The following is a 23993-nucleotide window of genomic DNA, read 5'->3' as shown; positions in this document are numbered from 1 at the left end:
GCTGGGGTACCCGACCGGGGACGATCAGCCGACGGCGGATCGGCGTGGCTACATGACGCCGTTCCAGGGTGGGGAGATCCACTGGTCGGCGCAGACCGGTGCGCAGGTGGTGCGGGGCGCGATCCTGTACACCTGGAAGCAGGCGGGCGGAACGGGTGGCTACCTGGGCTTCCCGACGACCAGCGACGCCCCCGCGCCGGGCGGTCAGGGCTACCAGACTTCTTTCCAGGGCGGCACCATCTACTGGTCCGCAACCACCCAGGCGCGGGTGCTGAGGACCGAGCTGAACGCCGCCTACCTCGCGCAGGGCGGCACGACCGGGCCGCTGGGGTACCCGATCTCCGACACCGTCGTCGTGGGGGCGCAGCAGCGGGCCGAGTTCCAGAACGGGGTGCTCACGGCGCCGTAGCGACAGGCGCGGGGCCGGCGGGACGGGTGTGACGAACAGGTCCCGTCGGCCTCGCGAGCCGACGCCGTTCCGCTCCGGTGCGCAGGTACCGTGACTGCTCGTGACAGTGGCACAACCGACCGGGCGGACTCTGTCTGCCGCCGTTGCCGATCTCCGGCGCGGGTGGGAGCAGCGGCCGCTGTGGGGCTACCTCGGTTGGCAGGACATCCGGCAGCGCTACCGGCGCTCGGTCCTCGGGCCGGTCTGGATCACCATCAGCATGGCCGTCACGGCCGTCGCGCTCGGGATCCTCTACTCGGGGCTGTTCGACATCCCGCTGGAGCGGTTGCTGCCGCACGTGCTCGTGGGCTTCATCGTGTGGGGCTTCATCAGCGGCTGCATCACCGAGGGGTCGGAGGTGTTCATCGCCAACGAGGGCCTGATCAAGCACCTCCCGGCACCGCTGTCCACCCACGTGTACCGGCTGATCTGGCGGCAGACGCTCTTCCTCGCCCACAACCTGATCGTCTACCTGATCATGCTGCTGTTCTTCCCGCAGCCGCTGCACTGGACGGTGCTCGCCGTCGTGCCGGCCTTCGTGCTGCTCGCCCTCAACGGCGCCTGGGTCGCCCTCGCCGTCGGCGTCGTCACGGCGCGGTTCCGCGACATCCTGCCGATCACCCAGAGCATCGTCCAGCTGATGTTCTTCCTCACGCCGATCGTCTGGATCTACGACGAGCTGATCAACAGCCCCAACCCCGCCATCGCCGAGCGGGCCAGGCTGGCCGAGTTCAACCCCTTCCTGCACTTTCTCGAGATCGTCCGCCGTCCGCTGCTCGGTCAGGACCAGCAGCTGCGGTACTGGCTGGTCGTCCTCGCCATCACCGTGGTCGGCTGGGCGCTGACGATGTTCGTGCTGCGCCGCTACCGGTCCCGCGTCTCCTATTGGGTGTGAGCGTGTCCCAGATCAAACCCGGCCCGGTCAGCATCGTCACGAAGGACGCCTGCGTCGACTTCCCGATCTTCGACGCGAAGAGCCGGTCGCTGAAGAACACCGTCATGGGCGTGGTCGGCGGGCACATCGACAGCGCCGCCAAGGTGCCCGTCATCGAGGCCCTCCGCGACATCACCGTCACCCTCGAGCACGGCGCCCGCGTCGGGCTCGTCGGCCACAACGGGGCCGGCAAGTCCACCCTGCTGCGACTGCTGTCGGGCATCTACGAACCGACCCGCGGTGTCGCCGAGGTCCGGGGGCGCGTGGCGCCGGTCTTCGACCTCGGGGTGGGCATGGACCCGGAGATCTCCGGGCTCGAGAACATCATGGTCCGCGGCCTCTTCCTGGGCATGACGCGCAAGCAGATGGAGGCCCGGGTCGACGACATCGCCGACTTCACCGAGCTCGGCGACTTCCTCCGCATGCCGCTGCGCACGTACTCCACTGGTATGCGGGTGCGCCTGGCTCTCGGGGTCGTCACGAGCATCGACCCGGAGATCCTGCTGCTCGACGAGGGCATCGGTGCGGTGGACGCGGCCTTCCTGGAGAAGAGCAAGCAGCGGCTGGTGCAGCTGGTGGAGCGTTCCGGTCTGCTGGTCTTCGCCTCGCACTCCGACGAGTTCCTCCGCGAGCTCTGCGACACCGCGATCTGGATGGAGCACGGCCAGATCAAGCAGCAGGGGCAGCTGGACGACGTCCTGCGGGCCTACAAGGGGCAGCGGGCATGACGGCCGGGTCCGGGACGGAGAAGGTCGTCGCCGTCGTCGTCACGCGGCACCGGCCCGAGCTGCTGGCCGAGAGCCTGGCCGCGCTGGCGGGCCAGCGCCGGCCGGTCGACCACGTCGTGGTCGTCGACAACGGGCCCGACCGGGCCGTGGCGGAGGTCGTGCGCGCCAGCGGGCTGCCGGCGACCTACCTGCCCAGCGAGCGCAACCTGGGCGGGGCCGGCGGCTTCGCGCTCGGCATGCTGCACGCCCTGGCGCTGGGGGCCGACTGGGTGTGGTGCGCCGACGACGACGGCCGCCCGGCGGACGGCACCGTGCTGGACACGCTGATGACCACGGCTCACGAGCACGGGCTGGCCGAGGTGTCGCCGTTGGTGACCGACCTCGCCGACCCGGAGAGGCTGGCGTTCCCGCTGCGCCGGGGGCTGCGGTGGCGACGCCGCCGCAGCGACTTCGACGGCATCGAGGTGCTGCCCCGCTACGCCTCGCTCTTCAACGGCGCGCTGTTCCGGGCCGAGGCGCTGGACGTGGTGGGCGTGCCCGACTACCGGCTGTTCTTCCGCGGCGACGAGACGGAGATCCACCGTCGCCTGCTCCGCTCGGGGCTGCCGTTCGGCACCTGCACCGCCGCGGCCTACCTGCACCCCGAGGGAACGACGGAGTTCGTCCCCATCCTGCGCGGGAAGCTCTCCGCGCAGTACCCGGGCAACGAGGTCAAGCGGTACTTCACCTACCGCAACCGCGGGTACCTGATGGCTCAGCCGGGGATGCGCTGGCTGCGCCCGCTGGAGACCGTGCGCTTCGGCTGGTTCTTCCTGGTGTCGCGCCGCGACCCGGGTGGGTGGCGCGAATGGCGCCGCCTCACCCGGGCCGGCCGGCGGGAGGAGCTCACGCGCCCGGCGTGAACTCCCCGTCGAACGCCTTCGACCAGCTCTGCTGGCTGGTCAGCTGCTCCATGTGCGCCCGGTACTGCTTGGACAGCCGGGGGAACTCGCGGTAGAGCTTGACGTGCACCCGGATCGAGTGCCGCAGCATCTGCCAGAACGTCCCCGGCTCCCGGCGGCGGAAGGTGACCCCGCGACCGTCCGCGGTCCCGACCGTCGCGCTGTCGAGCCGGGCGAGCAGGAACCAGCGGGCGTCCTGCGCCGAGATGTTCATCTGCGGGCGCTCGGCGGCGTCCGGCTTCGGCCTGCGCAGGTTGTGGGCGAGCGCCGCGGCCAGGGTGCGGGTGATGGTCGTCGGCGTCGTCGGCGGCTTCATGAACCGCTCGGCCTTCGTCGGGCTCATCGAGGGCAGGGGCAGGTCGGACGAGGAGCCGATGACCTGGCCGTCGGGGTAGTCGCCCTGGTGCCGCAGCGCCGTCGGCAGGGCCGTGGGCAGCAGCGGGAAGAGCCGGTCGGGGCCGGCGAGGAAGTCGTCGTACGCCCGGTGGTGCAGCGCCGCGGTGGCGTACTGCAGCATGATCAGGAACTTCAGGTCGAACTTGAAGGTGTCCCGCAGCAGCGTGCCACCCCGCTTGTACTGGCTGTGCAGCGCCGCGGCGACCAGCCGGTTCCGGGTGTGGAAGTAGGCCTGCCACCCCGCGGTGTCGTCCTTGTCGCTCCAGGACAGGTGCCACACCGCCGCGCCCGGCAGCGTCGCGGTCGGGTAGCCGTGCTCTCCGGCGCGGATGCCGTACTCGGCGTCGTCCCACTTGATGAAGACCGGCAGAGCGAAGCCCAGCTCCTGCATGACCTGGCGCGGGATCAGGCACATCCACCACCCGGTGTAGTCCACGTCGATCCGCCGGTGCAGGGCGGGAGTCGACCGCAGGCTCCGCCTGGCGAAGTCGTGGGCGTACTCGGTGTTGGGTGCCGCACGCCAGAAGAACTTGTCCGGCGCGACGACCTCGCCCATGGTGTGCAGCACCGAGCGGTCCTGCAGGGCCAGCATCTGGCCGCCCACCAGCATCGGCTTCTTGGTGAAGCGGGCGAAGGCGAACATCCGCGCGATGCTGTCGGGTTCGAGCTGCACGTCGTCGTCGAGCAGGATGTGGTGCGTCGCGTCCGTGGAGGTCAGCGCCTCGTGCATGGTGCGGGAGAACCCGCCGCTGCCGCCGAGGTTGGGCTGCTCGACCAGCAGCAGCCGGTCGCCCAGGGCGGCGGCCGCGTCGGCGAAGCCGCCCGCGTCGCGGACCTTCTTGGTGCCCTGGTCGGCGACGATGACGCGCGAGATCAGCCCGTCGACGACGGGGTCGCCGGCGAGCGCGGCGAGCGCGGAGACACAGTCGTCGGGCCGGTTGAAGGTGCAGATGCCGATCGACAGGCGCGTCTCGTGGGCCGGCTCGCGCGCGGCGGACCAGTCGGCCTCGTGCACCGTCACCGGCGCGTCGTCGGCGGTGACGTCGAACCAGTACCAGCCGCCGTCCTCGAACGGGGTGAGCTCCAGCTCGAACTCGAGCGCCCGGTCCTCGCCCGTGGTCGTCGTGCCGGTGACGTGGATGATGCTGCCGTCGGCCTTGGAGCGGTAGACGTCGACGCGGCCGGGGCCGGAGAGCCGCATGCGCAGGATGACCTGCTCCAGGACCGTCCAGCGGCGCCAGTAGCTCGCCGGGAAGGCGTTGAAGTAGGTCGCGAAGGAGACCTCGCTGCCCGCGGCCACGGTCGCGTCCGAGCGGGTGGTGGACTTGACCCGCTTGTTCCGCTCCTCGTCGACGTAGAGGCTGCGGACCTTCAGCGGGTCACCCGGGCGCGGCATGATGACGCGCTGGAGGAGCGTGACGGCCTTGCCCTCGGCCAGATCCGCGGCGGTCGGTTCGCTGACCCGCTCCGGGGACACCGTCTGATGTGTTGTCGTCATGTGGTGCTCAGTCCTCCAGGCGGCCGTCGAGGGCGCCGCCCTGGTCGAAGAAGGGGCGGATGCGGTTGTCGAACATGGTCAGCGCCGACCCGATGGCCATGTGCATGTCCAGGTACTTGTAGGTGCCCAGCCGACCGCCGAAGAGAACGCGCTTCTCGGCGGCCTCCTTGGCCGCGAGCTCGCGGTAGCGCTCCAGCTTGGCGCGGTCCTCGGGGGTGTTGATCGGGTAGTAGGGCTCGTCGCCGGTCTGCGCGAACCGTGAGAACTCCCGCACGACCACGGTCTTGTCCGTGGGGTAGTCCCGCTCGGGGTGGAAGTGGCGGAACTCGTGGATCCGGGTGAAGGGGACGTCCTCGTCGGCGTAGTTCATGACGGAGGTGCCCTGGAAGTCGCCGATCGGGAGGACCTCGGTCTCGAAGTCCAGCGTCCGCCAGCCCAGTTCCCCGGCCTCGTAGTCGAAGTACTTGTCGATCGGCCCGGTGAACACGGTGGGGACGTCACGGGGCAGCTCGTCGCGGACGTCGAAGTAGTCGGTGTTCAGCCGCACCTCGATGTTCGGGTGGTCGGCCATCCGCTGGAGCCAGGCCGTGTACCCGTCCTTGGGCAGGCCCTCGTACGCGTCGTTGAAGTACCGGTTGTCGAAGGTGTACCGCACCGGCAGACGGGCGATGACGGCGGCGGGCAGCTCGGTCGGGTCGGTCTGCCACTGCTTCTTCGTGTAGCCGCGGATGAACGCCTCGTACAGCGGGCGGCCGATCAGCGAGATCGCCTTCTCCTCGAGGTTCTTCGCCTCGCCGGTGTCGAACTCGCCGGCCTGCTCCGCCACGAGGGCCCGCGCCTCGGAGGGGGAGAAGCTCTTGCCGAAGTACTGGCAGATGGTGGCCAGGTTCATCGGGAGGGAGTAGGTCTGGCCCTGGTAGATCGAGTAGACCTTGTGCTGGTAGTTCGTGAACTCGGTGAACCGGTTGACGTACTGCCAGACCCGCTCGTTGGACGTGTGGAACAGGTGGGCGCCGTAGACGTGCACCTCGATGCCGGTCTCCGGCTCGGGCGCGGAGTAGGCGTTGCCGCCGATGTGGTCGCGGCGGTCGATGACCAGCACTCGCTTGTCGAGCTGGCTGGCCACCCGCTCTGCGACGGTGAGGCCGAAGAAGCCGGAGCCGACGACGACGAGGTCAGGTCCTGTGGTGGTCACGGGTCTCGACGGTACCTGTCGGTCCGGAGGGGCACGACCACGGAGCGGCGGTTTCCCGGCCGTAGCGACCCGTTCCGTCACACTGACCACACGCACCCCGGAGACCGCTCCGCGGCGCGCATCCGCGCTCGCCCGCGGTCAGTGCCTAGGGTGGTCCTCCGTGTCGTCTGCCTCCGGCTCGTCGCCCCTGCGCGTCGTCGCCGTCACCTACTCGCCGGGCGCGGCGCTCGAGGACTTCGTGGCGTCGCTGGCGGGTGCCACCACACGGCCGGTCGAGGTGGTGCTGGCCGACAACGGCTCGACCGACGGGGCACCGGAGCGCGCCGCGGCCCGGTACCCGCACGTACGCGTGCTGCGCACCGGCGGGAACATCGGCTACGGGGCAGCGGCGAACGCCGGGCTCGCCGACGCCCGCAGCGGACGGGCGCTGATCGCCAACCCCGACCTGCGCTTCTCGCCCGGGTCGGTGGACGAACTGCTCGCCGCGGCCGACCGCTGGCCGCGGGCGGCCACGCTCGGGCCGGCGATCATGACGCCGGCGGGTGAGCTGTACCCCTCGGCCCGCGACCTGCCGCGGCTGTCCACCGGCGCGGGGCACGCCCTGCTGGGCTGGGCCTGGCCGGGCAACCCGTGGACCGCCCGCTACCGGCGCGAGCGCGAAGCCCCCCGGGAGCGGCCCGCCGGCTGGCTCAGCGGCTCCTGCCTGCTCGTCGACCTCGAGGCGTTCTGGTCGGTGGGCGGGTTCGACCCCGGCTACTTCATGTACTTCGAGGACGTCGACCTCGCGGAGCGGCTCACCCGCGCCGGGTGGCTGCACGTCTACGTGCCCACGGCCGTCGTCGAGCACGAGGGCGGGCACGCGACCCGGCGGGAGCCGCACCGGATGCAGCGGGTGCACCACACCAGCGCGCTGCGGTACCTCTCCGGGCAGTACCCACGCCGGCGGCACGCCCCGCTGCGCGCCGCCCTCCGCGCCGGTCTCGGCGGCCGGATGCTGGTCTCCTACGCCAGCGGGCGCGTCGCGGCCGGCGCCCGGTTCCAGCGCCGGGCCCGCGACCTGGCAGCCGTGCCCGATCCGCGGCGCACCGGCGCCGAGGGGGGCTGACGTGCGCCACGCGGTGATCATGGCCGGCGGCTCGGGCACGCGGCTGTGGCCGTTGTCGCGGGAAGGCCGGCCCAAGCAGCTGCTCGACGTCGTCGCCGGCCCGGACGGTGCGCCGCGGAGCCTGCTGGCGGAGGCCTGGGACCGGCTGCGCGCGGTGCTGCCCGCGGAGCGCATCTGGGTGTGCACCGCGGCCCGTTACGCCGGGCAGGTCCGGGCCGCGCTGCCGGAGCTGCGGGCCGACCGGCTGGTGCTCGAGCCGGTCGCCCGCGACACCGCGAACGCCGTCGGGCTGACGGCGGCGCTGGTCGCGGACGTCGACCCGGACGCCGAGCTCGCCGTCGTCAGCGCCGACCACGTGATCCGGCCGGTGGAGCGCTTCGCCGACGCGCTGCGCACCGCCTACGACGCCCTCGCCACCCGCCCCCGGTCGCTGGTCACCCTCGGCATCCGGCCCACCGCGCCGGCCACCGGGTTCGGCTACGTGCAGCGTGGCGCGCCCACCGGGCAGCCGGGCGTGGCCGAGGCGGCGTCGTTCCGGGAGAAGCCCGACCGCGCCACCGCCGAGCAGTACCTGGCGTCCGGGCAGTACCTGTGGAACTCGGGCATGTTCGTCTGGCGCGCCCGCACGGTGCTCGACGCCCTGGCCGACCACCTCCCCGCGTCGGCGGAGGGGCTCGCCCGGATCGTCGCGGCGCCCGCCGGGCCGGGCCGGGACGCGGTGCTGGCCGACGTCTTCCCGACCCTGCCGAAGATCAGCGTCGACTACGCCGTCCTCGAGCCGGCCGCCGCCGAGCCCGGACGGGTGCTCGTGGTCGACCTGGACGTGGCCTGGCTGGACGTCGGCTCGTGGCCGGCGCTGGCGCACACGCTGGACCACGACGGCGCGGGCAACGCCGTCCGCGGCCTCGCCGTCGTGCTCGACGGGGCGGGGAACATCGTGTTCAGCGACGACCCGCGGCACCTGGTCGCCCTCGTGGGCGTGCGGGACAGCGTCGTGGTGCACACCGCCGACGTCACCATGGTCTGCCCGGTCGCCGACGCCGAGCGGGTGAAGCAGCTGCTCGCCGCGGTGCAGGAGAGCCACGGCGGCCGTTTCGCCTGAGCTCGTGATTGGCTGCGGGGCATGAAGAACTTCGACGTCGCAGCAGTGGTCAGCGGGGGCGCCTCCGGGCTCGGGGAGGCCACCACCCGGGCGCTGGCCGCCCGTGGGGCCGCGGTCACCATCATGGACCTGAACGAGGAGCGCGGGCAGGCGCTCGCCGCCGAGCTGGGCGGGCACACCACGTTCGTCCGCACAGACGTGACCGACGAGGCCTCGGTGCAGGCCGCGGTCGCCGAGGCCACCGGCAAGGACCGCCCGCTGCGGATCGCGGTCAGCTGCGCCGGCATCGGGCTGGCCCAGCGCACGGTGGGCCGCAACGGCGAGCCGCACGAACTCGGCGGGTTCCAGAAGGTGCTGGCCGTCAACCTGGTCGGCACGTTCAACGTCCTGCGCCTGGCCGCGGCGGCGATGTCGCAGACCGAGCCGGGGGAGGAGGGCGAGCGCGGCGTCGTCGTCAACACCGCCTCCATCGCCGCCTTCGACGGCCAGATCGGCCAGCTGGCGTACTCGGCGTCGAAGGGCGGTGTCGTCGGCATGACCCTGCCCGCGGCCCGCGACCTGTCCAGCGTGGGCGTCCGCGTCTGCACCATCGCCCCCGGGCTGGTGGACACGCCCCTGCTGGGCTCGCTCCCCGAGGAGGCGCGGGCCGCCCTCTCGGCGGGCATACCCTTCCCCAAGCGGCTCGGCCGCCCGGCCGACTTCGCCGAGCTGGCGCTCGCGATCGTCGAGAACGGCTACCTCAACGGCGAGGTCGTCCGGATGGACGGCGCGCTGCGCATGGCACCCCGCTGACCTTCCCCCCGGAGCACCTGCTGAGCACCGCCCTGGACGCCCCCGCCTACGCGGCGGTGTGGACGCCGGACTGGCCCCTCGACGTGGGCCGGACCCTGGCTCCGCACCGCCGCGGGCCGGGCGACCCCGCGCTGCGGCTGGCCGACACCGGGTTCTGGCGCACGACGTCGACCCCGGCGGGCGCGGCCACGGTGCGGCTGGTCCGCACGGCCGCGGGGGTGGCCATCAGCGCGTGGGGCCCCGGTGCGGAGTGCGCGGGGGTCGCCGTGCCCGAGTGGCTGGGCGCCGCCGACCGCCCCGAGCAGTTCCGCCCCGGCGAGCACCCGACGGTGGCCGAACTGCACCGCACGACGCCGTGGCTGCGGCTGGGGCGGACCGGTCGCACCTGGGACGCGCTCGTCCCGGCGGTGCTGGAGCAGAAGGTGACCGTCGTCGAGGCCCACCGGGTGTGGCGGGAGCTGCTCCGGTTGGCGGGCGAGCCCGCGCCCGGCCCCGCACCCGAGGGGATGCGCGTGGTGCCCTCGGCGCAGCGCGTGCTCGAGGTGACCGACTGGGAGTGGCACCGCTGCGGGCTCGACGGTGCGCGCCGCCGGGCGCTGCGCGCCGCCGCGACGGTGGCCGCCGCCCTGGAGCCCGAGCGGGCCGGGGACTCCGGCGGTCTGCAGCAGCGCCTGCGCTCGATCCCCGGCATCGGCATCTGGACGGCGGCCGAGGTGGCGCAGCGGGTCCACGGTGACCCGGACGCCGTCAGCGTGGGTGACTACCACCTGAAGAACCTGGTGGGCTACGCGCTCACCGGCCGCCGGAACACCGACGACGAGGGCATGCTCGAGCTGCTGGAGCCGTGGCGGGGGCACCGGCAGCGGGTGGTGCGCCTGCTGCTGGCCGGCGGCCCCCGGCGGCCGCGGCGCGGGCCCCGGTTCGCCCCGGTGGACAACCGGCGCCGTTAGCGCTCGGCGAGCAGGCCGAGCAGGTAGGCGCCGTAGCCGCTCTTCCCCAGCGGCTCGGCGATGGCGCGCAGCCCCTCGTCGTCCAGCCAGCCGTTGCGCCAGGCCACCTCCTCGATGCAGCCGATCTTCAGGCCCTGGCGCTCCTCGACCACGGAGACGAACTCGGTCGCCTGGCGCAGCGAGGCGAAGGTGCCGGTGTCCAGCCAGGCGGTGCCGCGGTCCAGCGCGGTGACGGTCAGCCGGCCCTCCCGCAGGTAGTGCTCGTTGACCGCGGTGATCTCCAGCTCGCCCCGCGCGCTCGGGGTGATGCCGCGGGCCACCTCGACGACGTCCCCGGCGTAGAAGTACAGCCCGGGGACGGCGTAGGCGCTCTTCGGGCGCACCGGCTTCTCCTCGATCGAGAGCACCCGGCCGGCGTCGTCGAACTCCACGACGCCGTAGTCCCGCGGATTGGCCACGTGGTAGGCGAACACGTGCCCACCGGCGGGCACGGGCAGCCGGGACAGCGCGGTGCCCAGGCCGGCGCCGTAGAAGATGTTGTCGCCGAGGACCAGGGCCGCGGCCTCGCCGCCGAGGAACTCCGCCCCGATGAGGAACGCCTGGGCCAGGCCCTCGGGTCGCGGCTGGGCCGCGTACTCGATCCGCATGCCCAGCCGGCTGCCGTCACCGAGGAGGGCGCGGAACGCCGCCTGGTCCGCCGGGGTCGTGATGACCAGCACCTCGCGGATCCCCGCCATCATCAGCGTGGAGAGCGGGTAGTAGATCATCGGTTTGTCGTAGACCGGCATGAGCTGCTTGCTCACCGCCTGGGTGATGGGGAACAGACGGCTCCCCGTGCCACCGGCCAGGATGATCCCGCGCATGGGGACGAACCGTACCGAGCGCTCCGGCTCTACAGCGCCGGACCGCCCAGCCACAGCCTCCCGACGAGTGAGGTTCCTCCGGGGGAGCCGACCGGCTCCCACCGCGTCGACCAGCCCATGGCGTGCAGCTGCACGAGCGCGGCGCCGATCACCGCGCCGAGGTTCAGCGCGGTGGTGAGGGTGACGGTGTCGGAGAGGTGGAGGTCGACGACGCCGTCGCCGTCGCCGCCGTGGCGCAGCACGACCGGGAACTCCGGGAGGGCGGCGGCCGCGACGCGGAACGCCTCTGCGACGGCGTCGAGCTCGCCGGGCCGGGGCACGAGGTCGGTCGCGGGGGAGCGGGACGCCACCACGTCGCGCGACCCGTAGGGGAAGAGGTCCTCGCCGGGCAGCCGCACCAGCGGCCGCGTGCCCTCGTCGGCGTCGTCGGCCGGCCGTCGCGCCGGCAGCCCGCGGACGACCGCGACCGGAACGCCGGCCAGCTTGCCCTTCACCAGGTCCGCGGCGGAGGCGAGCTCGTCGACGACGGCGACCCGGGTGGTCTCCAGCCGGTTGCCGTGGGCGTCCACCGCCCCGCGGAGGTCCTCGAGCGCGACGATCCCGGCGGCCCCGACCGCGACGTCGGTGAGCCCCTCGCGCCAGGTCCGGCCGAAGGTGTCGCTGACCACCACCGCGACCTCCACCCCGGCCAGCTCCCGCAGCCGGGCCCGCAGCCGCCGGGCGGAGGCGTCGGCGTCCTCGGGCAGCAGGACCAGCGCGTCGGCGGAGACGTTCGAGGCGTCGATGCCGGCGGCGGCGACGACCCAGCCCTGCCGGGTCTGCACGATCTTCAGCGGCCCGCGGCGGGCGACCACCCGCACCGTCTCTGCATCGATCGCCCGCTGGCGGGCGGCCTCCCGGTCGGTCCGGGGCTCCAGGCGGACCAGTCGGCCCTCCACCTTCGAGACCACCTTGGAGGTGACCACGACGACGTCGCCGTCGGCGAGCCAGGGCGCGGCGCGCGCGATGGCCGCGGCCAGGTCGTCACCGGCGGCGAACTCCGGCAGCCCGGCGACCGGGTGGATCGAGACACCGGATGGCACGGCCCCGTCCAGAGGCGCGCGGCGATCGTGCGAGCCGTGCGGAGGACGGGGTCCTTCTTCAGGCACAGGCATCGAGCGCGGCGCGGGCCAGGGCCGTGGTGGCCTCGGGGGTGGACATGAGCAGCGGCAGCCGCCGGACGTCGACGCCGGGCACGTCGGCGGGGTCGTCCTCGGCGACCAGCCAGGCGTCGAGCAGCCCGCCGTCGGCGCGGGCGCCGTAGTGCCGGCCGACCCCCTCGGCGCTCACCTCGATGCCCAGCACGGGCAGGCAGCGGTCGGCCATGCCGCGCACGACCGCGCCGCCCACGATCGGCGAGACCCCGGCGATCCGGGCCGGTGAGGACCGCAGGGCGTCGCGCAGCCCGGGCACGCCGAGGACCGTGCCGATCGAGACCACGGGGTTGGAGGGGGCGAGCAGGACGGCGTCGGCGGAGGCGAACGCCTCCACGACGCCGGGTGCGGGGCGGGCACCGTCCACGCCCACCTGGACGAAGGCCGAGGGGTCGAGCCCGGCCCGGTGGCGCACCCACCACTCCTGGAAGTGGATCGCGCGCGACCGGCCGTCCTCGGGGTCGGTGACGACGACGTGGGTCTCCACCCGCTGGTCGCTCATCGGCAGCACGGTCACCCCGGGCCGCCAGCGCTCCGCGAGCGCCGCCGTGACCTGCGAGAGCGGGTAGCCGGCGTCGAGCATCCGGGTGCGGATCAGGTGCGTGGCCAGATCGCGGTCACCGAGGCCGAACCAGGCGGGGTCGGCGCCGTAGGCGGCGAGCTCCTCCTTGACCGTCCACGACTCGCCGGCCCGGCCCCAGCCGCGCTCCTCGTCGATGCCGCCGCCGAGGGTGTAGACGACCGTGTCCAGGTCCGGGCAGATGCGCAGCCCGTGCAGCGTCACGTCGTCCCCGGTGTTGACCACGGCCGTGATCTCCGCCTCGGGGGCCGCGGCGCGGACCCCGCGCAGAAATCGAGCCCCTCCGGTCCCACCTGCCAGCACGACGATCTGCACGAAACGCATGGTGCCCGATGAGCACTTGTCGACTGTTCGCCGGGCGTGTCGAGGGCTACCACGAGATGTGACGAAGGCCCCGTGACGGATGGGGCTGGTGTGGCGTGTCGCTTACACCGGGCGAAGTTGACGCCTGGGCAACGACACGCGTGTAATTCCGGCGGTGTCAACGAGTGCTGATCGGCCCGGGAACGTCCTGCCGGCCGCGCACCGGGACGAGAGCGAGAGGGGACGCACCGTCATGGCAGAGGTGTCGTGGTTGAGCGACTACGTCAACGGGTCGGAGCGGTCGGCCGACCGGCTGCCGGTCACCGGGCATGCCACGGGCCAGGCCGTGGGCCAGGGGACGGGGCAGCCGTTCGTCGGCTTCCTCGGCTTCGGGCTGGAGCCGGACACCCAGTCCTGGCAGGAGCAGGCGCTGTGCGCCGAGACCGACCCCGAGGCGTTCTTCCCCGAGAAGGGCGGCTCCACCCGCGAGGCGAAGAAGATCTGCACCGGCTGCGAGGTCAAGGCCGAGTGCCTCGAGTACGCGCTGGCCAACGACGAGCGCTTCGGCATCTGGGGTGGCCTCTCCGAGCGCGAACGACGCCGGCTCCGCCGCCGAGCGGTCTAAGGACCCCCTGCTCCCCACCGCTCGCGAGCTCGCGGCGGGTCCCTGCAGGGGCCGATCCAGCACTCTCACCCCAGCCGCCGGCGCCCCTCGCCGGCGGCTGTGGTTCTGTTCGGGCATGGTCGCCCGCGTCGCCCTCGGTCGAGCGCACGTGGTCCGCGAGGTCCGGGCCGCGGAGCCGCTGGCGGAGGCACTGGCTGCGCCGCTGACCGCCCGCGCGCCGTGGCTGACCGCGGTGCTCAACCACGGCGCCGCGCGCCCGCTGCCGACCCGCCCCGCCGCCGTCGTCGTCCCGGGGCACAGCGACGGCACGCCGCGCGCCGCCGCCTTCCTGGAGCTGCGCCGGCGCGGGGTGCTCACCCAGGTGACCGTGCTGGGCCAGGCGACCCGGCCGCTGCCCGGTGGCCGCCCCACCGCGCGCCTGCTGGCCCGTGACGACGAGGCCGCCGGGCACCTCGCCGAAGGGGTGCTCGGCCTCCTGGGCTCGCTGCGCGGACCCTGGGCGCTGCACCTGACCGGGCTCCCCCTGGGTGATCCCACCGCCCGCGCGCTGGCTGCCCGGCTGCCCACCGCCGTCCTGGCCAACGCCCGCACCGCGCTGCTGGTCGACGCGCTCGACCGGGCCGGGCCCGTGGAGCGCACGCACGACCACCGGCACCTCGAGCGCTGGCTCCCCGCGTTCCTCGCCGCCGCGCCCGATCGGCGGGCGCGGGAGTTCCTGCGGGCCGCGGCCCGGCTGCACGCGGCCGTCGGCCGCCTGGAGGTGGCGGTCGTCGCCGAGGGCGACCGGCCGCGTGCCGGGCTGCTCACCCTCGTCGACGGCGGGAACCGCTGGCCGTGGTGGGGCATCGACGGCGACGGCGGTCCCCGCACGGTGATGGGCGCACCGGTGAGCACCCTCTCCGTGCCGGTGCGGCGCTGGCCCCGTTGAGGCTCAGCCGGGGAGGTGGACCCGGCTGCGCTCGGGCAGGAGCGGGGCGCTGCCCGTGCCGAGGCGCAGCTCCCCGGTGGCGGCCCGGGCGCTGTCGGCAGCCGGTGCGCCCTGGGGCACGAGGGTGAGCTCCAGCGGGTAGACCCGGCCGGTCGGCTCCGGGGCCGAGCCGCCCGGCCGGAGGACCGTCGGGGCGCGCCCGCGCACGGTCCACCGCTCGCCGTCGCGGGAGACGACCAGGTCCTCACCCTCGACGACGGCGTGCTCGACGGGCGTGGCGGTGCACCCGGCGGCGACCGGGTCGGCCGGGGCCTCGGCGGCCAGGCAGTTGTAGGTGGGCAGCCGCAGCTCCAGCCGGGCCGTGCCGGCGGAGGTGGTGAGCCGCGCCTCGGGGTAGGCCGCGGTGACGCCCACCGCCCGCGGCTCCAGGACGAGCCCGCCGGCGACCAGGTCGGCGACGAGGGCGTCGGGCGCCCCGGCGTCCGAGGTCGGCGCGGGACCCGGCGTCCCCCGGTCGTCGGTCCCGGGCCCGCCGGCGGAACCGCTCGCCGCGAGCCGGCCGGCCGCGACCGCGGCGGCGGTGCCGACGACCGCCAGGGCGACGACGCAGAGCGCGGCCAGGACGGCGCGGCCCCGCCCGTGGTCCTCGCCGGGAAGAGCGGGCGCCACCGACGGCGGGGCCAGCGTCGCCCAGCCGGCGGGGGACGGCGGCTCCGGCCGGGTGCCCGGTGGGTGCTCGTGGAAGTCGGCCAGGTCGTCGACCGGATCCGGTGTGCCGGTCGGGCGGGACCGGCGCGCCCGGACGACGGCCGTGGCGGCGACCAGGGCCGCCACGGCCAGGACGCCCAGGACCACGCCGGTGACCAGCCAGGCGGTGGTGGCGGCGGCGTCCATCCCGTCCAGCATGTCAGCGGGTGGGGTCGATCTCCTCGGGATCCCGGCCCAGCAGGGTGGCGACCTGGTCGACGACCACGTCGCGCACCAGGTCGGCGAGGTCCTCCCGGTCGTGCGCGCGCAGCTCCAGCGGCCGGCGGTAGACCACGATCCGCGGCGGGACCTCCTGGCCCTGTTCGCGCCGGGCCGGCAGCAGCCGGGCCAGCGGGACGCCCGCGTCGTCGAGGACGTCGGCGTCCAGCAGCGCCTCGTCGGGATCGGTGTGCTCGACCCAGGGCACGTCCTCGACGGCGAACTCCACCCCGGCCAGCTCGCGCTCCCAGCGGCGTTCCAGGTCCTCGACGGCGTCCAGGACCAGGTCGTCGAACAGCTCGGCCCGGCTGCGCGACAGCGGCACCTCGGCAGGGGCGAGGCGCCCGCGCAGGCCACGACCGTGGCGGTCGCGACGGGAGCGGGCGCGGCGGCGCGGAGGATGGCTCATGACTGCCCGAAGGGTACGGCGACCCGCGACACGCCGGGCCCCGGGACGGCTCGCCGGGCGTTCTCCCACGTCGAGCCGCGCCGGTCCCGAACCCGCGCCCGACCGGTGACGATGCCCACGGGGTCATCGTGCAGGATGGTGCGCCACAGCCGGTTTCCCGGTGTGCCTGCTGTCGCGCACCGCCGGGCGGGATTACTGTGCCGTGCGTGAGGAACCGGTGGTGAGGCAGTCACGGCGCTGCTCGCGCAGCGGCTGCGCGCAACCGGCAGCGGCGACCCTGACCTACGTCTACGCGGAGTCGACCGCTGTCGTGGGCCCCTTGGCGACGTACTCCGAGCCGCACAGCTACGACCTGTGCGAGTTCCACGCGGAGCGGCTGACCGTCCCGCGCGGCTGGGAGGTCGTGCGGCACGAGATCGACGTCGAGGACGCCGGGCCGACGGGGGACGACCTGCTGGCCCTGGCCGACGCCGTCCGCGAGGCCGCCCGCCCCGAGCCGCCGCGCGCTCCCGCGGACGACGGCAGCGGCATCCGGCGCGGGCACCTGCGGGTGCTTCCCGACCTCCCCTAGAAGGACCACCTTCCCCCCACGCCTCGCAAGCTCGGCGCGAGCCCCGAGAGGGTGGCCGTTCCAGCGCGTGGCGGGGCGCGCCGATAGTGTCGCGGCGTGCGTGATCTCTCGGCCCTGATCAAGGCCTACGACGTCCGCGGGGTGGTCCCCGACCAGTGGGACGAGGACGTCGCGCGGGCGATCGGGGCGGCGTTCGCCGAGTTCGTCCTCGCCGAGAGCGGTGCGACCGCCGTGGTCACCGCGCACGACATGCGCGAGACCTCCGTCCCGCTCTCCCGCGCCTTCGCCGAAGGCGTCATCGGCCGCGGCGTCGACGTCGTCGAGGCCGGGCTGGGCTCCACCGACCTGCTGTACTTCGCCGCCGGATCGCTCGACGTGCCCGGGGCGATGTTCACCGCCAGCCACAACCCCGCGCAGTACAACGGGATCAAGATGTGCCGTGCCGGGGCCGCCCCCATCGGGCAGGACTCCGGGCTGGTCACCATCCGCGAGTGGGCCGAGCGCGACACCTACGAGCGCGTGCCGGAACGGGTCGGCACCGTCACCACCCGCGACGTCCTCGCCGACTACGCCGCGCACCTGCGCTCGCTGGTCGACCTCGCCACGATCCGGCCGCTCCGCGTCGTAGTCGACGCGGGCAACGGCATGGGCGGGCACACGGTCCCGGTGGTCCTCGCCGGGCTGCCGCTGGAGATCGTGCCGCTGTACTTCGAGCTGGACGGGTCGTTCCCCAACCACGAGGCCAACCCCCTGGACCCGGCGAACCTGGTCGACCTGCAGCGCGCCGTCGTCGAGCACGGCGCCGACATCGGCCTGGCGTTCGACGGCGACGCCGACCGGGTCTTCGTCATCGACGAGCGGGGCGAGCCGGTGAGCCCCTCGGCCATCACCGCCCTGGTCGCGGTGCGCGAGCTGGCCAAGGGGCGCGGGACGACGATCATCCACAACCTGATCACCTCCCGGGCCGTGCCGGAGATCGTGCGCGAGCACGGCGGGCAGCCGGTCCGCACGCGCGTGGGGCACTCGTTCATCAAGGCCGAGATGGCCCGCACCGACGCGGTCTTCGGTGGCGAGCACTCCGCGCACTACTACTTCCGCGACTTCTGGCGGGCCGACACCGGCATGCTCGCGGCCATGCACGTCCTGGCCGCGCTGGGGGAGCAGGGTCGGCCGCTGTCGGAGCTGACCGCCGCCTACGCGCGCTACGCCGCCTCCGGCGAGATCAACTCCACGGTGGCCGACGCGGGGGAGCGGATGGCGGCGGTGCGGGAGGTCTTCGAGAAGGAGGAGGGCGCGACGGTCGACGAGCTCGACGGCCTGACCGTCGAGCTGCCCGACGGCGCGTGGTTCAACCTGCGGGCCAGCAACACCGAGCCGCTGCTGCGGCTGAACGTGGAGGCGCCGGACGAGGCGCGGATGAGCGAGGTGCGCGACCGGGTGCTCCGCACCGTGCGCGCGGAACAGGAGTCGAAGTGACCACACCCCGGAGCGGCACCCCGAGCGGCCCGCTCGGCCTGGACCCGGAACTGCTGGCCATCCTCGCCTGCCCGGACAGCCACCACACCCCGCTGGCCGTCGACGAGGCGGCCGGTGAACTGGTCTGCGGCACCTGCGACCGGGCGTTCCCGGTCCGTGACGGCATCCCCGTGCTGCTGCTCGACGAGGCGCGGCACCGCTCGTCATGACCTCGCCCGAGCTGGCCGAGGAGGTCCTCGACGACCTCGAGCTGCTGCGCGCGCGGGATCCGCGCGGGCTGCTGCCGGCCGTGGCCGGGTCCGGTGCGCAGGTCCGGGAGACCGCGCGGCTGACCGAGGAGGCCGGGCTGGACCGGGTCACCGAGGGCGGCCGGCCCCGCGGGCTCGTCATCGTCGCCCGGCGGGAGGGCGCCGTGGCCGCGTCGGTGCTGCGGGCACTCCTCGGCCCCGCCAGCCCGGTCACCGTCGACGTCGTCCCCGGTCCCGCGCTGCCCGTGTGGACCGGCCCCAGCGACGTCGCGGTCGTGGCCACGCGCACCGGTGCGGGCGCGTACGCCCTCGCGCCGGCCTACGAGGCCGCCCGCCGGGGGGTCGCGCTGGTCGGGATCGGCGCCGAGGACGCGCCGCTGCGCGGCGTGTGTTCCTCGGCCCGGGCGCCCTACGTCGCGCTGCCGGCGAGCCGCGTCCGCCACACGACCCTCTGGTCGCTGCTCACGCCGATGCTTCGCCTGGCGGCCGACCTGAGGCTGCTGGCCGACGGCGTGGCCGACACCGAGGCGGTGGCGGGGGCTCTGGACCGGGTGGCCGAGGAGTGCGGCCCGGCGCGGGAGTCGTTCGTCAACCCGGCCAAGAGCCTGGCGCTGGAGCTGCTCGACGCGCTCCCGGTGATCGCCTCGGAAGGGCCGCTCGCCGGGGCGGCGGCGACCCGCGTCGCCGACCAGCTGGCCACGCTCGCGGGGCTCCCGGTCGCCGACTTCCGGCTGCCGGACCAGCGGGTTGCCGCCTGCGCCGTCCTGGGCGGGCCGCTCGCGCCGCAGGACGCGGCCGACGACTTCTTCCGGGACCGCGTCGCCGACAGCGGCCGGCGGCTGCGGCTGCTGACGATCCGCGACAGCGACGCCGGCGGGCACGACGGCGCGGGGGAGCGGGAGCCACGCTCGGCGGCCGAGGCGATGCAGCAGGTGCTGAGCACCGCCGCGGCGCACAGCGTGCCGGTCAGCGGCCTGGCCGAGCACGGGGAGCCGGAGCGGTTCGCTCGGCTGCCCCGCCTGGCCCGGCAGCTGGCCGTCGCCGACTTCAGCGCCGTCTACCTGGCGCTCGCCCTCGACACCGAGCGGGCCCGACCTCGCTGAGTGCGCGCGCGGCCCGTGGCGGGTCCACCATCATGGCGACAGCACGCCGGTGCTGACCGATCGGAAGGAACTCCCTTGGCGGGTGGACTCGTAGCCCTGCTCGACGACGTGGCGGTGCTGGCGCGCGCGGCCGCGGCCTCGATCGACGACATCGGGGCGGCTGCCGGGCGGGCCAGCATCAAGGCGGCCGGCGTCGTCGTCGACGACACCGCCGTCACGCCGCAGTACGTGCACGGGCTGAACGCCGACCGCGAGCTGCCGATCATCCGGAAGATCGCCGTCGGATCGCTCCGGAACAAGCTCCTGATCATCCTGCCGGCGATCCTGCTGCTCAGCCAGTTCCTGCCGTTCCTGCTCACCCCCATCCTGATGATCGGTGGTGCCTACCTCTGCTACGAGGGAGCGGAGAAGATCTGGCACCGGGTGAGCGGCCACGCAGAGGCGCACGCCACGGTGGAGGACGCGCTCCCGGACGAGAGCACGATCGTGTCCGGGGCCGTGCGCACCGACTTCATCCTCTCGGCCGAGATCATGGTGATCAGCCTCAACGAGGTGGCGAGCGAGGGCTTCCTGTCCCGGGCGGCCATCCTGGTGGTCGTCGCGCTCGGCATCACCGTGCTGGTGTACGGCGTCGTCGGCGTCATCGTGAAGATGGACGACGTCGGGCTGAACCTGTCGCAGCGGACCTCGAAGGGGCTCGCCGCGTTCGGCCGCGGCCTGGTGAAGGGCATGCCGAAGCTGCTGTCCGCCCTCACCGTCGTCGGCACCGTCGCCATGCTGTGGGTCGGTGGGCACATCATCCTGGTGGGCACCGACGAGTTGGGCTTCCACCCGCTCTACGAGTTCGTGCACCACCTGGAGGAGGCAGCGCACGACGCCACCGGCGCTCTCGGCGGGGTCGTGGGCTGGCTGGTCAACACGCTGGGCAGCGCGCTGCTCGGGCTGGTCGTGGGGGCCGTGGTGGTCCTGGTCATGAACCTCACGGTGCACCGGGGCAAGGCCGGGGCCGGGGCGCACTGAGACGCGGCGCCGGCGGCGCCGCACCCGTGCCCCGGTCGCCGGGGCGGGGGAGAAGGCCACCGTCCCGGGAGGTCCCCGCCCCGGGCGCCGCGGGGCCGTCCCGCGGTGTGACCAGGGGGCGACCCGCCCCGCGGGGGTGAGGTTCGTTCCCGGGGACGCGGTCGGGCCGTAATCTGCCCAGACCATGTGGCAGCTGAGCAACGGTGTGCGGTTCTACCCGTGGGGGAGCCGCACCGTGATCCCCGAGCTCCTCGGTGAGCCCGTGCCCGCGGAGCGGCCGCACGCGGAGCTGTGGATCGGGGCCCACCCCGACGAGCCCAGCGTCCTGGCCGACGGGCGCCCGCTGGACAAGGCGATCGCCGAGGAGCCCGCCGAGCTGCTGGGCACCCCGGTGGTGGAGCGCTTCGGGGCGCGGCTGCCCTTCCTGATGAAGGTGCTCGCCGCCGAGACCCCGCTGTCGCTGCAGGCGCACCCCACGACGGAGCAGGCCGAGGCCGGCTACGCCGCCGAGGAGGCCGCCGGCATCCCGCACGACGACCCGACGCGGACGTTCAAGGACCCCTTCCACAAGCCCGAGCTGCTGCTCGCGCTCACCACGTTCGAAGCGCTGTGCGGGTTCCGCCCGGTGGAGGAGTCGCTGCACTGCCTGGCCAAGCTGCAGGTGCCTGAGCTCAAGCCCACCATCGCCGCCCTGGCGCGCGGCGGCCTGCGCGCGGCGATCCCGCAGCTGCTGGCGCTGCCCGGGGAGCGCCGGACGGAGCTCGTGGCCGCCGTGGCCACCGCGGCGGGCAGGTTCGTGGCGGCGCACGACCCGGAGTTCATCAACACCTACCGGTGGGCGGCGACCCTCGCCGAGACCTACCCCGGCGACCCGGGCGTCGTCATCTCGCTGATGTGCAACCACCTCAAGCTGGCCCCGGGAGAGGCGGTGTTCCTCCCCGCGGGCAACCTGCACGCCTACCTGTCGGGTGCCGGTGTCGAGGTGATGGCCAGCTCCGACAACGTGCTGCGCGGCGGGCTGACCGCCAAGCACGTCGACCTCGCGGCGCTGATCGAGGTCCTGGACTTCTCCGACGGGCGGGTGCCGGTGATCCACCCGGTGCTCGGGCCAGGCGGCCTGCGCTACCCGGTGCCGGTGCAGGACTTCGACCTCACCCGCTGCCAGCTCGACGAGCAGGCGGGCACGCTGACCACGCGCGGACCGCAGCTCCTGCTGTGCACGGACGGCACCGCGGTGCTGGCGTCGGTCGACGGAGAGCTGACCCTGGCGAAGGGCCGCGCGGCGTTCGTCCCCGCCGGTGCGCCGGTCGCCGCTCGCGGCCCGGCGGTGCTCTACCGGGCCACCACCGCCATCTCGTGAGACGCCGGCCGGCCCCGGCGTTGCGCCGACGGGGTCCGGCAGCCGCGGCCTAGCGTCGGGCCGGTCGCCGTCCGGCTGGTGGGGGAGTTGCGTGCACGTACGACCCGGTTCCCGGTCCCGTCGGCTCGCCGGTGCGGTCCTCGCGTTCGGCGTGGCGATGGCGTCGGCCGGCTGCGAGGCGGTGGACGTCGGCGAGGGCGCCGACCGCACGGAGGCCACGGCGGCGCCCGCGCTCGTCACCGGCTCCGCGCTCGCCGCGCTGGACGAGCTGGACGTCAAGGGCCGCGCCCCGAAGACCGGCTACGACCGGGACCAGTTCGGCGCGGGCTGGGTCGACACCGACCGCAACGGCTGCGACACGCGCAACGACGTCCTGGCCCGGGATCTGACCGGGGAGACCTTCCAGCCGGGTACCCGGGACTGCGTCGTCGCCACCGGCACCCTCGCCGACCCCTACTCGGGGGAGACGATCCCCTTCCTCCGCGGCCAGGACACCAGCGCCGACGTGCAGATCGACCACGTGGTCGCGCTCTCCGACGCGTGGCAGAAGGGCGCCCAGGGCTGGGACGAGCCACGGCGGGTCCGGTTCGCCAACGACCCGCTCAACCTGCTCGCCGTCGACGGCCCGCTCAACATGCAGAAGGGCGACGGCGACGCCGCCACCTGGCTGCCGCCGGACCGCGGCTACCGGTGCGCCTACGTGGCCCGGCAGATCGCCGTGAAGGCCGCGCACGGCCTCTGGGTGACTCCGGCCGAGCACGACGCCATGGCCGGGGTACTCGCGGGGTGTCCGGACGAGCCGCTGCCGTCCGCCGACCATTCACCGCTGCCCGTCCCGCAGCCGGCGGCGACCGTTCCCGAAGCCGACCCGCGGTCCGCGTCGGCGCCCCGCTACGCCGACTGCGCGGCGGTACGGGGCGCCGGAGCGGCGCCCATCCACCGGGGTGAGCCGGGCTTCTCGGAGGCGTTCGACGGCGACGGGGACGGGGTGGGCTGCGAGTCCTGACGTGTGCCGCGACGATCCGGTGGGCCCGCCGCCTGGCTCCCGGGACGTCGCGTGCCCGGCGCGCTGCTCGCGGCGCGTCGAGCACTGCAGGCCACTCCACGAGGCTCACGCCGGTCGGGCGCGGTTCCTCGATGTCGAGCCGGGGCTGCAGTCGGCGTGCCACTGAGGCGTCCACGCGGCCCTGTCGGCTTCGGGCCAGGTGAACGTCTCGCGGGTGGTTCAGGACGGCGAGCCGAAGGCGCGACCGGACTGGCGCAGGAGTTCCGGGCGCACCGGCCCGGCTCCGAACCCGTGGGGACCGGTGCTGGGTGTGCTGTCGGGGTGAGGACGGTTGGCCTGCCTACGGGGCGTCCGGGGTCGCGGGCGCTGCCAAAGGCGTGGCGTGCAGGGAGGCGAGCAGCTGCAGCCTGTCCGCGCTGGGCGAGCCGGGCGCGGCGTGGTAGACGATGAGCTGGCGGCCGGGTGAGCCCTTGACGTCGAGCGTGTGGTAGTCGAGGACGAGGTCGCCGACGTCGCGGTGGCGGAACGCCTTGGAGTCGTGCGTCTTGCCGCGTACGTCGTGCTTGGCCCACAGGTGGCGGAACGCGGAGCTGGCCGTGGAGAGCTCGACCACCAGCCGGCGCACGGCATCGGCGGAGTCCACGTGTCCCAGGGCCAGGCGCAGGTTGGCCACGCAGGACTCCGCGGCTCGGTCCCAGTGGGCGTAGAAGCTGGAGCCGACCGGGTCGAGGAACGTCATGCGGGCGACGTTGTCGATCCGGTCGAAGTCCGAGTACAGGGCGCCGGCCAGGGCGTTGTGCGCCAGCACGTCGAGCTGCCGGTTGATGATCACCGCGGGGGTGTGCGGCCACGCCTCCAGCAGGTCCAGCAGTGACTGCGGCGGCGCCGGGGTGGTGGGCGCCAGGGTGGTGGGCGCCAGGTGGGCCAGGCGGAAGAGGTGCTCGCGCTGGTCGGGGTCGAGGCACAGGGCGCTGGCGATCGCGTTGAGCACGGACGGTGACGGGTTGCGTTCGCGGCCCTGCTCCAGGCGGGCGTAGTAGTCCACGCTGACGCCGGCCAGCATCGCCACCTCCTCGCGACGCAGCCCGGGCACGCGGCGGGTGGTGTGCCCGGTCAGCCCGACGTCGTCGGGCTGGAGGTGGCCGCGGCGGGCCTTGAGGAACGGGCCGAGGTCTGCGGTGCGCACGTTCCGACCGTAGGGGCCGCTCACCTCGGCAACCAGGACCTGGTGCTCCCTGGCAGCCGTCGGCCGC

25 protein-coding genes are annotated in these 23993 nt (G+C 74.2%); 17 read left to right on the top strand and 8 right to left on the bottom strand.

What is annotated here, in order from left to right:
- The 4 genes from ACI8AP_RS13980 to glfT1 all read left to right on the top strand — a co-directional run.
- Nucleotides 1-409: LGFP repeat-containing protein (locus tag ACI8AP_RS13980; RefSeq protein ID WP_456589957.1), on the top strand; the 409-nt coding region annotated here is incomplete at its 5' end.
- A gap of 100 nt (nucleotides 410-509) precedes the next feature.
- Complete coding sequence (gene wzm / locus ACI8AP_RS13975; RefSeq protein ID WP_456589956.1) at nucleotides 510-1343, top strand: galactan export ABC transporter permease subunit Wzm/RfbD; 834 nt, start codon at nucleotides 510-512, stop codon at nucleotides 1341-1343.
- Nucleotides 1340-2110, top strand: a complete 771-nt coding sequence (gene wzt, locus ACI8AP_RS13970) for a galactan export ABC transporter ATP-binding subunit Wzt/RfbE (protein ID WP_456589955.1) — start codon at nucleotides 1340-1342, stop codon at nucleotides 2108-2110. The genes wzm and wzt overlap by 4 nt, the downstream gene beginning before the upstream one ends.
- The gene (gene glfT1 / locus ACI8AP_RS13965; protein ID WP_456589954.1) at nucleotides 2107-3012 is read left to right on the top strand and encodes a galactofuranosyltransferase GlfT1; all 906 of its coding nucleotides are present in this window, start codon (nucleotides 2107-2109) and stop codon (nucleotides 3010-3012) included. Before wzt ends, glfT1 begins: the two co-directional genes overlap by 4 nt.
- Here the strand turns inward: glfT1 and ACI8AP_RS13960 are convergent.
- Both ACI8AP_RS13960 and glf read right to left on the bottom strand, forming a co-directional pair.
- Entirely contained in the window at nucleotides 2996-4945 is a 1950-nt protein-coding gene (locus ACI8AP_RS13960) for a glycosyltransferase (protein ID WP_456589953.1), read from the bottom strand. The genes glfT1 and ACI8AP_RS13960 overlap by 17 nt on opposite strands.
- 7 nt (nucleotides 4946-4952) lie before the next feature.
- Entirely contained in the window at nucleotides 4953-6140 is a 1188-nt protein-coding gene (gene glf, locus ACI8AP_RS13955) for a UDP-galactopyranose mutase (RefSeq protein ID WP_456589952.1), read from the bottom strand.
- 160 nt (nucleotides 6141-6300) lie between these two features.
- Here glf and ACI8AP_RS13950 point away from each other — a divergent pair, with 160 nt between their 5' ends.
- The 4 genes from ACI8AP_RS13950 to ACI8AP_RS13935 all read left to right on the top strand — a co-directional run bounded on the left by ACI8AP_RS13950 (nucleotide 6301) and on the right by ACI8AP_RS13935 (nucleotide 10089).
- Nucleotides 6301-7245, top strand: coding sequence for a glycosyltransferase (locus ACI8AP_RS13950; RefSeq protein ID WP_456589951.1), 945 nt, complete (start codon nucleotides 6301-6303; stop codon nucleotides 7243-7245).
- A 1-nt stretch (nucleotide 7246) separates the two neighbouring features.
- Complete coding sequence (locus ACI8AP_RS13945; protein WP_456589950.1) at nucleotides 7247-8347, top strand: mannose-1-phosphate guanylyltransferase; 1101 nt, start codon at nucleotides 7247-7249, stop codon at nucleotides 8345-8347.
- A gap of 21 nt (nucleotides 8348-8368) precedes the next feature.
- The gene (locus ACI8AP_RS13940) at nucleotides 8369-9139 is read left to right on the top strand and encodes an SDR family NAD(P)-dependent oxidoreductase (protein ID WP_456589949.1); all 771 of its coding nucleotides are present in this window, start codon (nucleotides 8369-8371) and stop codon (nucleotides 9137-9139) included.
- A gap of 83 nt (nucleotides 9140-9222) precedes the next feature.
- Nucleotides 9223-10089 (top strand): DNA-3-methyladenine glycosylase family protein, encoded by an 867-nt coding sequence (locus ACI8AP_RS13935; protein WP_456589948.1) that lies wholly within the window; start codon nucleotides 9223-9225, stop codon nucleotides 10087-10089.
- On the opposite strand, the gene rfbA is transcribed toward ACI8AP_RS13935, so the two are convergent.
- Genes rfbA through cofD form a run of 3 tightly spaced genes read right to left on the bottom strand, consistent with a single transcriptional unit; the run spans nucleotide 10086 to nucleotide 13049 of the window.
- Nucleotides 10086-10952, bottom strand: coding sequence for a glucose-1-phosphate thymidylyltransferase RfbA (gene rfbA / locus ACI8AP_RS13930; protein WP_456589947.1), 867 nt, complete (start codon nucleotides 10950-10952; stop codon nucleotides 10086-10088). The two genes, ACI8AP_RS13935 and rfbA, sit on opposite strands and share 4 nt — an antisense overlap.
- Nucleotides 10953-10981: 29 nt before the next feature.
- Nucleotides 10982-12034 (bottom strand): coenzyme F420-0:L-glutamate ligase, encoded by a 1053-nt coding sequence (locus ACI8AP_RS13925; RefSeq protein ID WP_456589946.1) that lies wholly within the window; start codon nucleotides 12032-12034, stop codon nucleotides 10982-10984.
- Between the two features lie 58 nt (nucleotides 12035-12092).
- Nucleotides 12093-13049, bottom strand: a complete 957-nt coding sequence (cofD, locus tag ACI8AP_RS13920; protein WP_456589945.1) for a 2-phospho-L-lactate transferase — start codon at nucleotides 13047-13049, stop codon at nucleotides 12093-12095.
- Between the two features lie 373 nt (nucleotides 13050-13422).
- On the opposite strand from cofD, the gene ACI8AP_RS13915 reads away from it, so the two are divergent.
- The gene (locus tag ACI8AP_RS13915) at nucleotides 13423-13653 is read left to right on the top strand and encodes a WhiB family transcriptional regulator (protein ID WP_456589959.1); all 231 of its coding nucleotides are present in this window, start codon (nucleotides 13423-13425) and stop codon (nucleotides 13651-13653) included.
- Between the two features lie 115 nt (nucleotides 13654-13768).
- Nucleotides 13769-14581, top strand: coding sequence for a GNAT family N-acetyltransferase (locus ACI8AP_RS13910; protein ID WP_456589944.1), 813 nt, complete (start codon nucleotides 13769-13771; stop codon nucleotides 14579-14581).
- Nucleotides 14582-14584: 3 nt separating this feature from the next.
- Here the strand turns inward: ACI8AP_RS13910 and ACI8AP_RS13905 are convergent, their stop codons facing one another.
- Nucleotides 14585-15475, bottom strand: coding sequence for a hypothetical protein (locus tag ACI8AP_RS13905; RefSeq protein ID WP_456589943.1), 891 nt, complete (start codon nucleotides 15473-15475; stop codon nucleotides 14585-14587).
- 13 nt (nucleotides 15476-15488) lie between these two features.
- Nucleotides 15489-15956, bottom strand: coding sequence for a metallopeptidase family protein (locus tag ACI8AP_RS13900; protein WP_456589942.1), 468 nt, complete (start codon nucleotides 15954-15956; stop codon nucleotides 15489-15491).
- Between the two features lie 220 nt (nucleotides 15957-16176).
- Here ACI8AP_RS13900 and ACI8AP_RS13895 point away from each other — a divergent pair, with 220 nt between their 5' ends.
- From ACI8AP_RS13895 to ACI8AP_RS13865, 7 genes are all read left to right on the top strand, one after another.
- Entirely contained in the window at nucleotides 16177-16527 is a 351-nt protein-coding gene (locus ACI8AP_RS13895; RefSeq protein WP_456589941.1) for a DUF3499 domain-containing protein, read from the top strand.
- A 96-nt stretch (nucleotides 16528-16623) separates the two neighbouring features.
- The gene (locus ACI8AP_RS13890) at nucleotides 16624-18003 is read left to right on the top strand and encodes a phosphomannomutase/phosphoglucomutase (protein ID WP_456589940.1); all 1380 of its coding nucleotides are present in this window, start codon (nucleotides 16624-16626) and stop codon (nucleotides 18001-18003) included.
- Nucleotides 18000-18212 (top strand): Trm112 family protein, encoded by a 213-nt coding sequence (locus ACI8AP_RS13885; RefSeq protein ID WP_456589939.1) that lies wholly within the window; start codon nucleotides 18000-18002, stop codon nucleotides 18210-18212. Before ACI8AP_RS13890 ends, ACI8AP_RS13885 begins: the two co-directional genes overlap by 4 nt.
- The gene (locus tag ACI8AP_RS13880) at nucleotides 18209-19354 is read left to right on the top strand and encodes an SIS domain-containing protein (protein WP_456589938.1); all 1146 of its coding nucleotides are present in this window, start codon (nucleotides 18209-18211) and stop codon (nucleotides 19352-19354) included. The genes ACI8AP_RS13885 and ACI8AP_RS13880 overlap by 4 nt, the downstream gene beginning before the upstream one ends.
- 75 nt (nucleotides 19355-19429) lie before the next feature.
- On the top strand, nucleotides 19430-20374 hold the full coding sequence (locus ACI8AP_RS13875) for a DUF808 domain-containing protein (RefSeq protein ID WP_456589937.1): 945 nt from the start codon (nucleotides 19430-19432) through the stop codon (nucleotides 20372-20374).
- Between the two features lie 184 nt (nucleotides 20375-20558).
- A complete protein-coding gene (gene manA, locus ACI8AP_RS13870; protein WP_456589936.1) occupies nucleotides 20559-21734 on the top strand; it encodes a mannose-6-phosphate isomerase, class I in 1176 nt (391 codons plus the stop codon).
- Between the two features lie 91 nt (nucleotides 21735-21825).
- Nucleotides 21826-22740, top strand: coding sequence for a GmrSD restriction endonuclease domain-containing protein (locus ACI8AP_RS13865; protein WP_456589935.1), 915 nt, complete (start codon nucleotides 21826-21828; stop codon nucleotides 22738-22740).
- Nucleotides 22741-23080: 340 nt separating this feature from the next.
- Here the strand turns inward: ACI8AP_RS13865 and ACI8AP_RS13860 are convergent, their stop codons facing one another.
- Nucleotides 23081-23926, bottom strand: a complete 846-nt coding sequence (locus tag ACI8AP_RS13860) for a helix-turn-helix domain-containing protein (protein ID WP_456589934.1) — start codon at nucleotides 23924-23926, stop codon at nucleotides 23081-23083.
- Between the last annotated feature and the right edge of the window lie 67 nt (nucleotides 23927-23993).

Source organism: Blastococcus sp. SYSU DS1021, from assembly GCF_054050995.1.
Note: the sequence above shows the minus strand (reverse complement) of the source record. Positions and strands in the feature narration are given on the sequence as shown.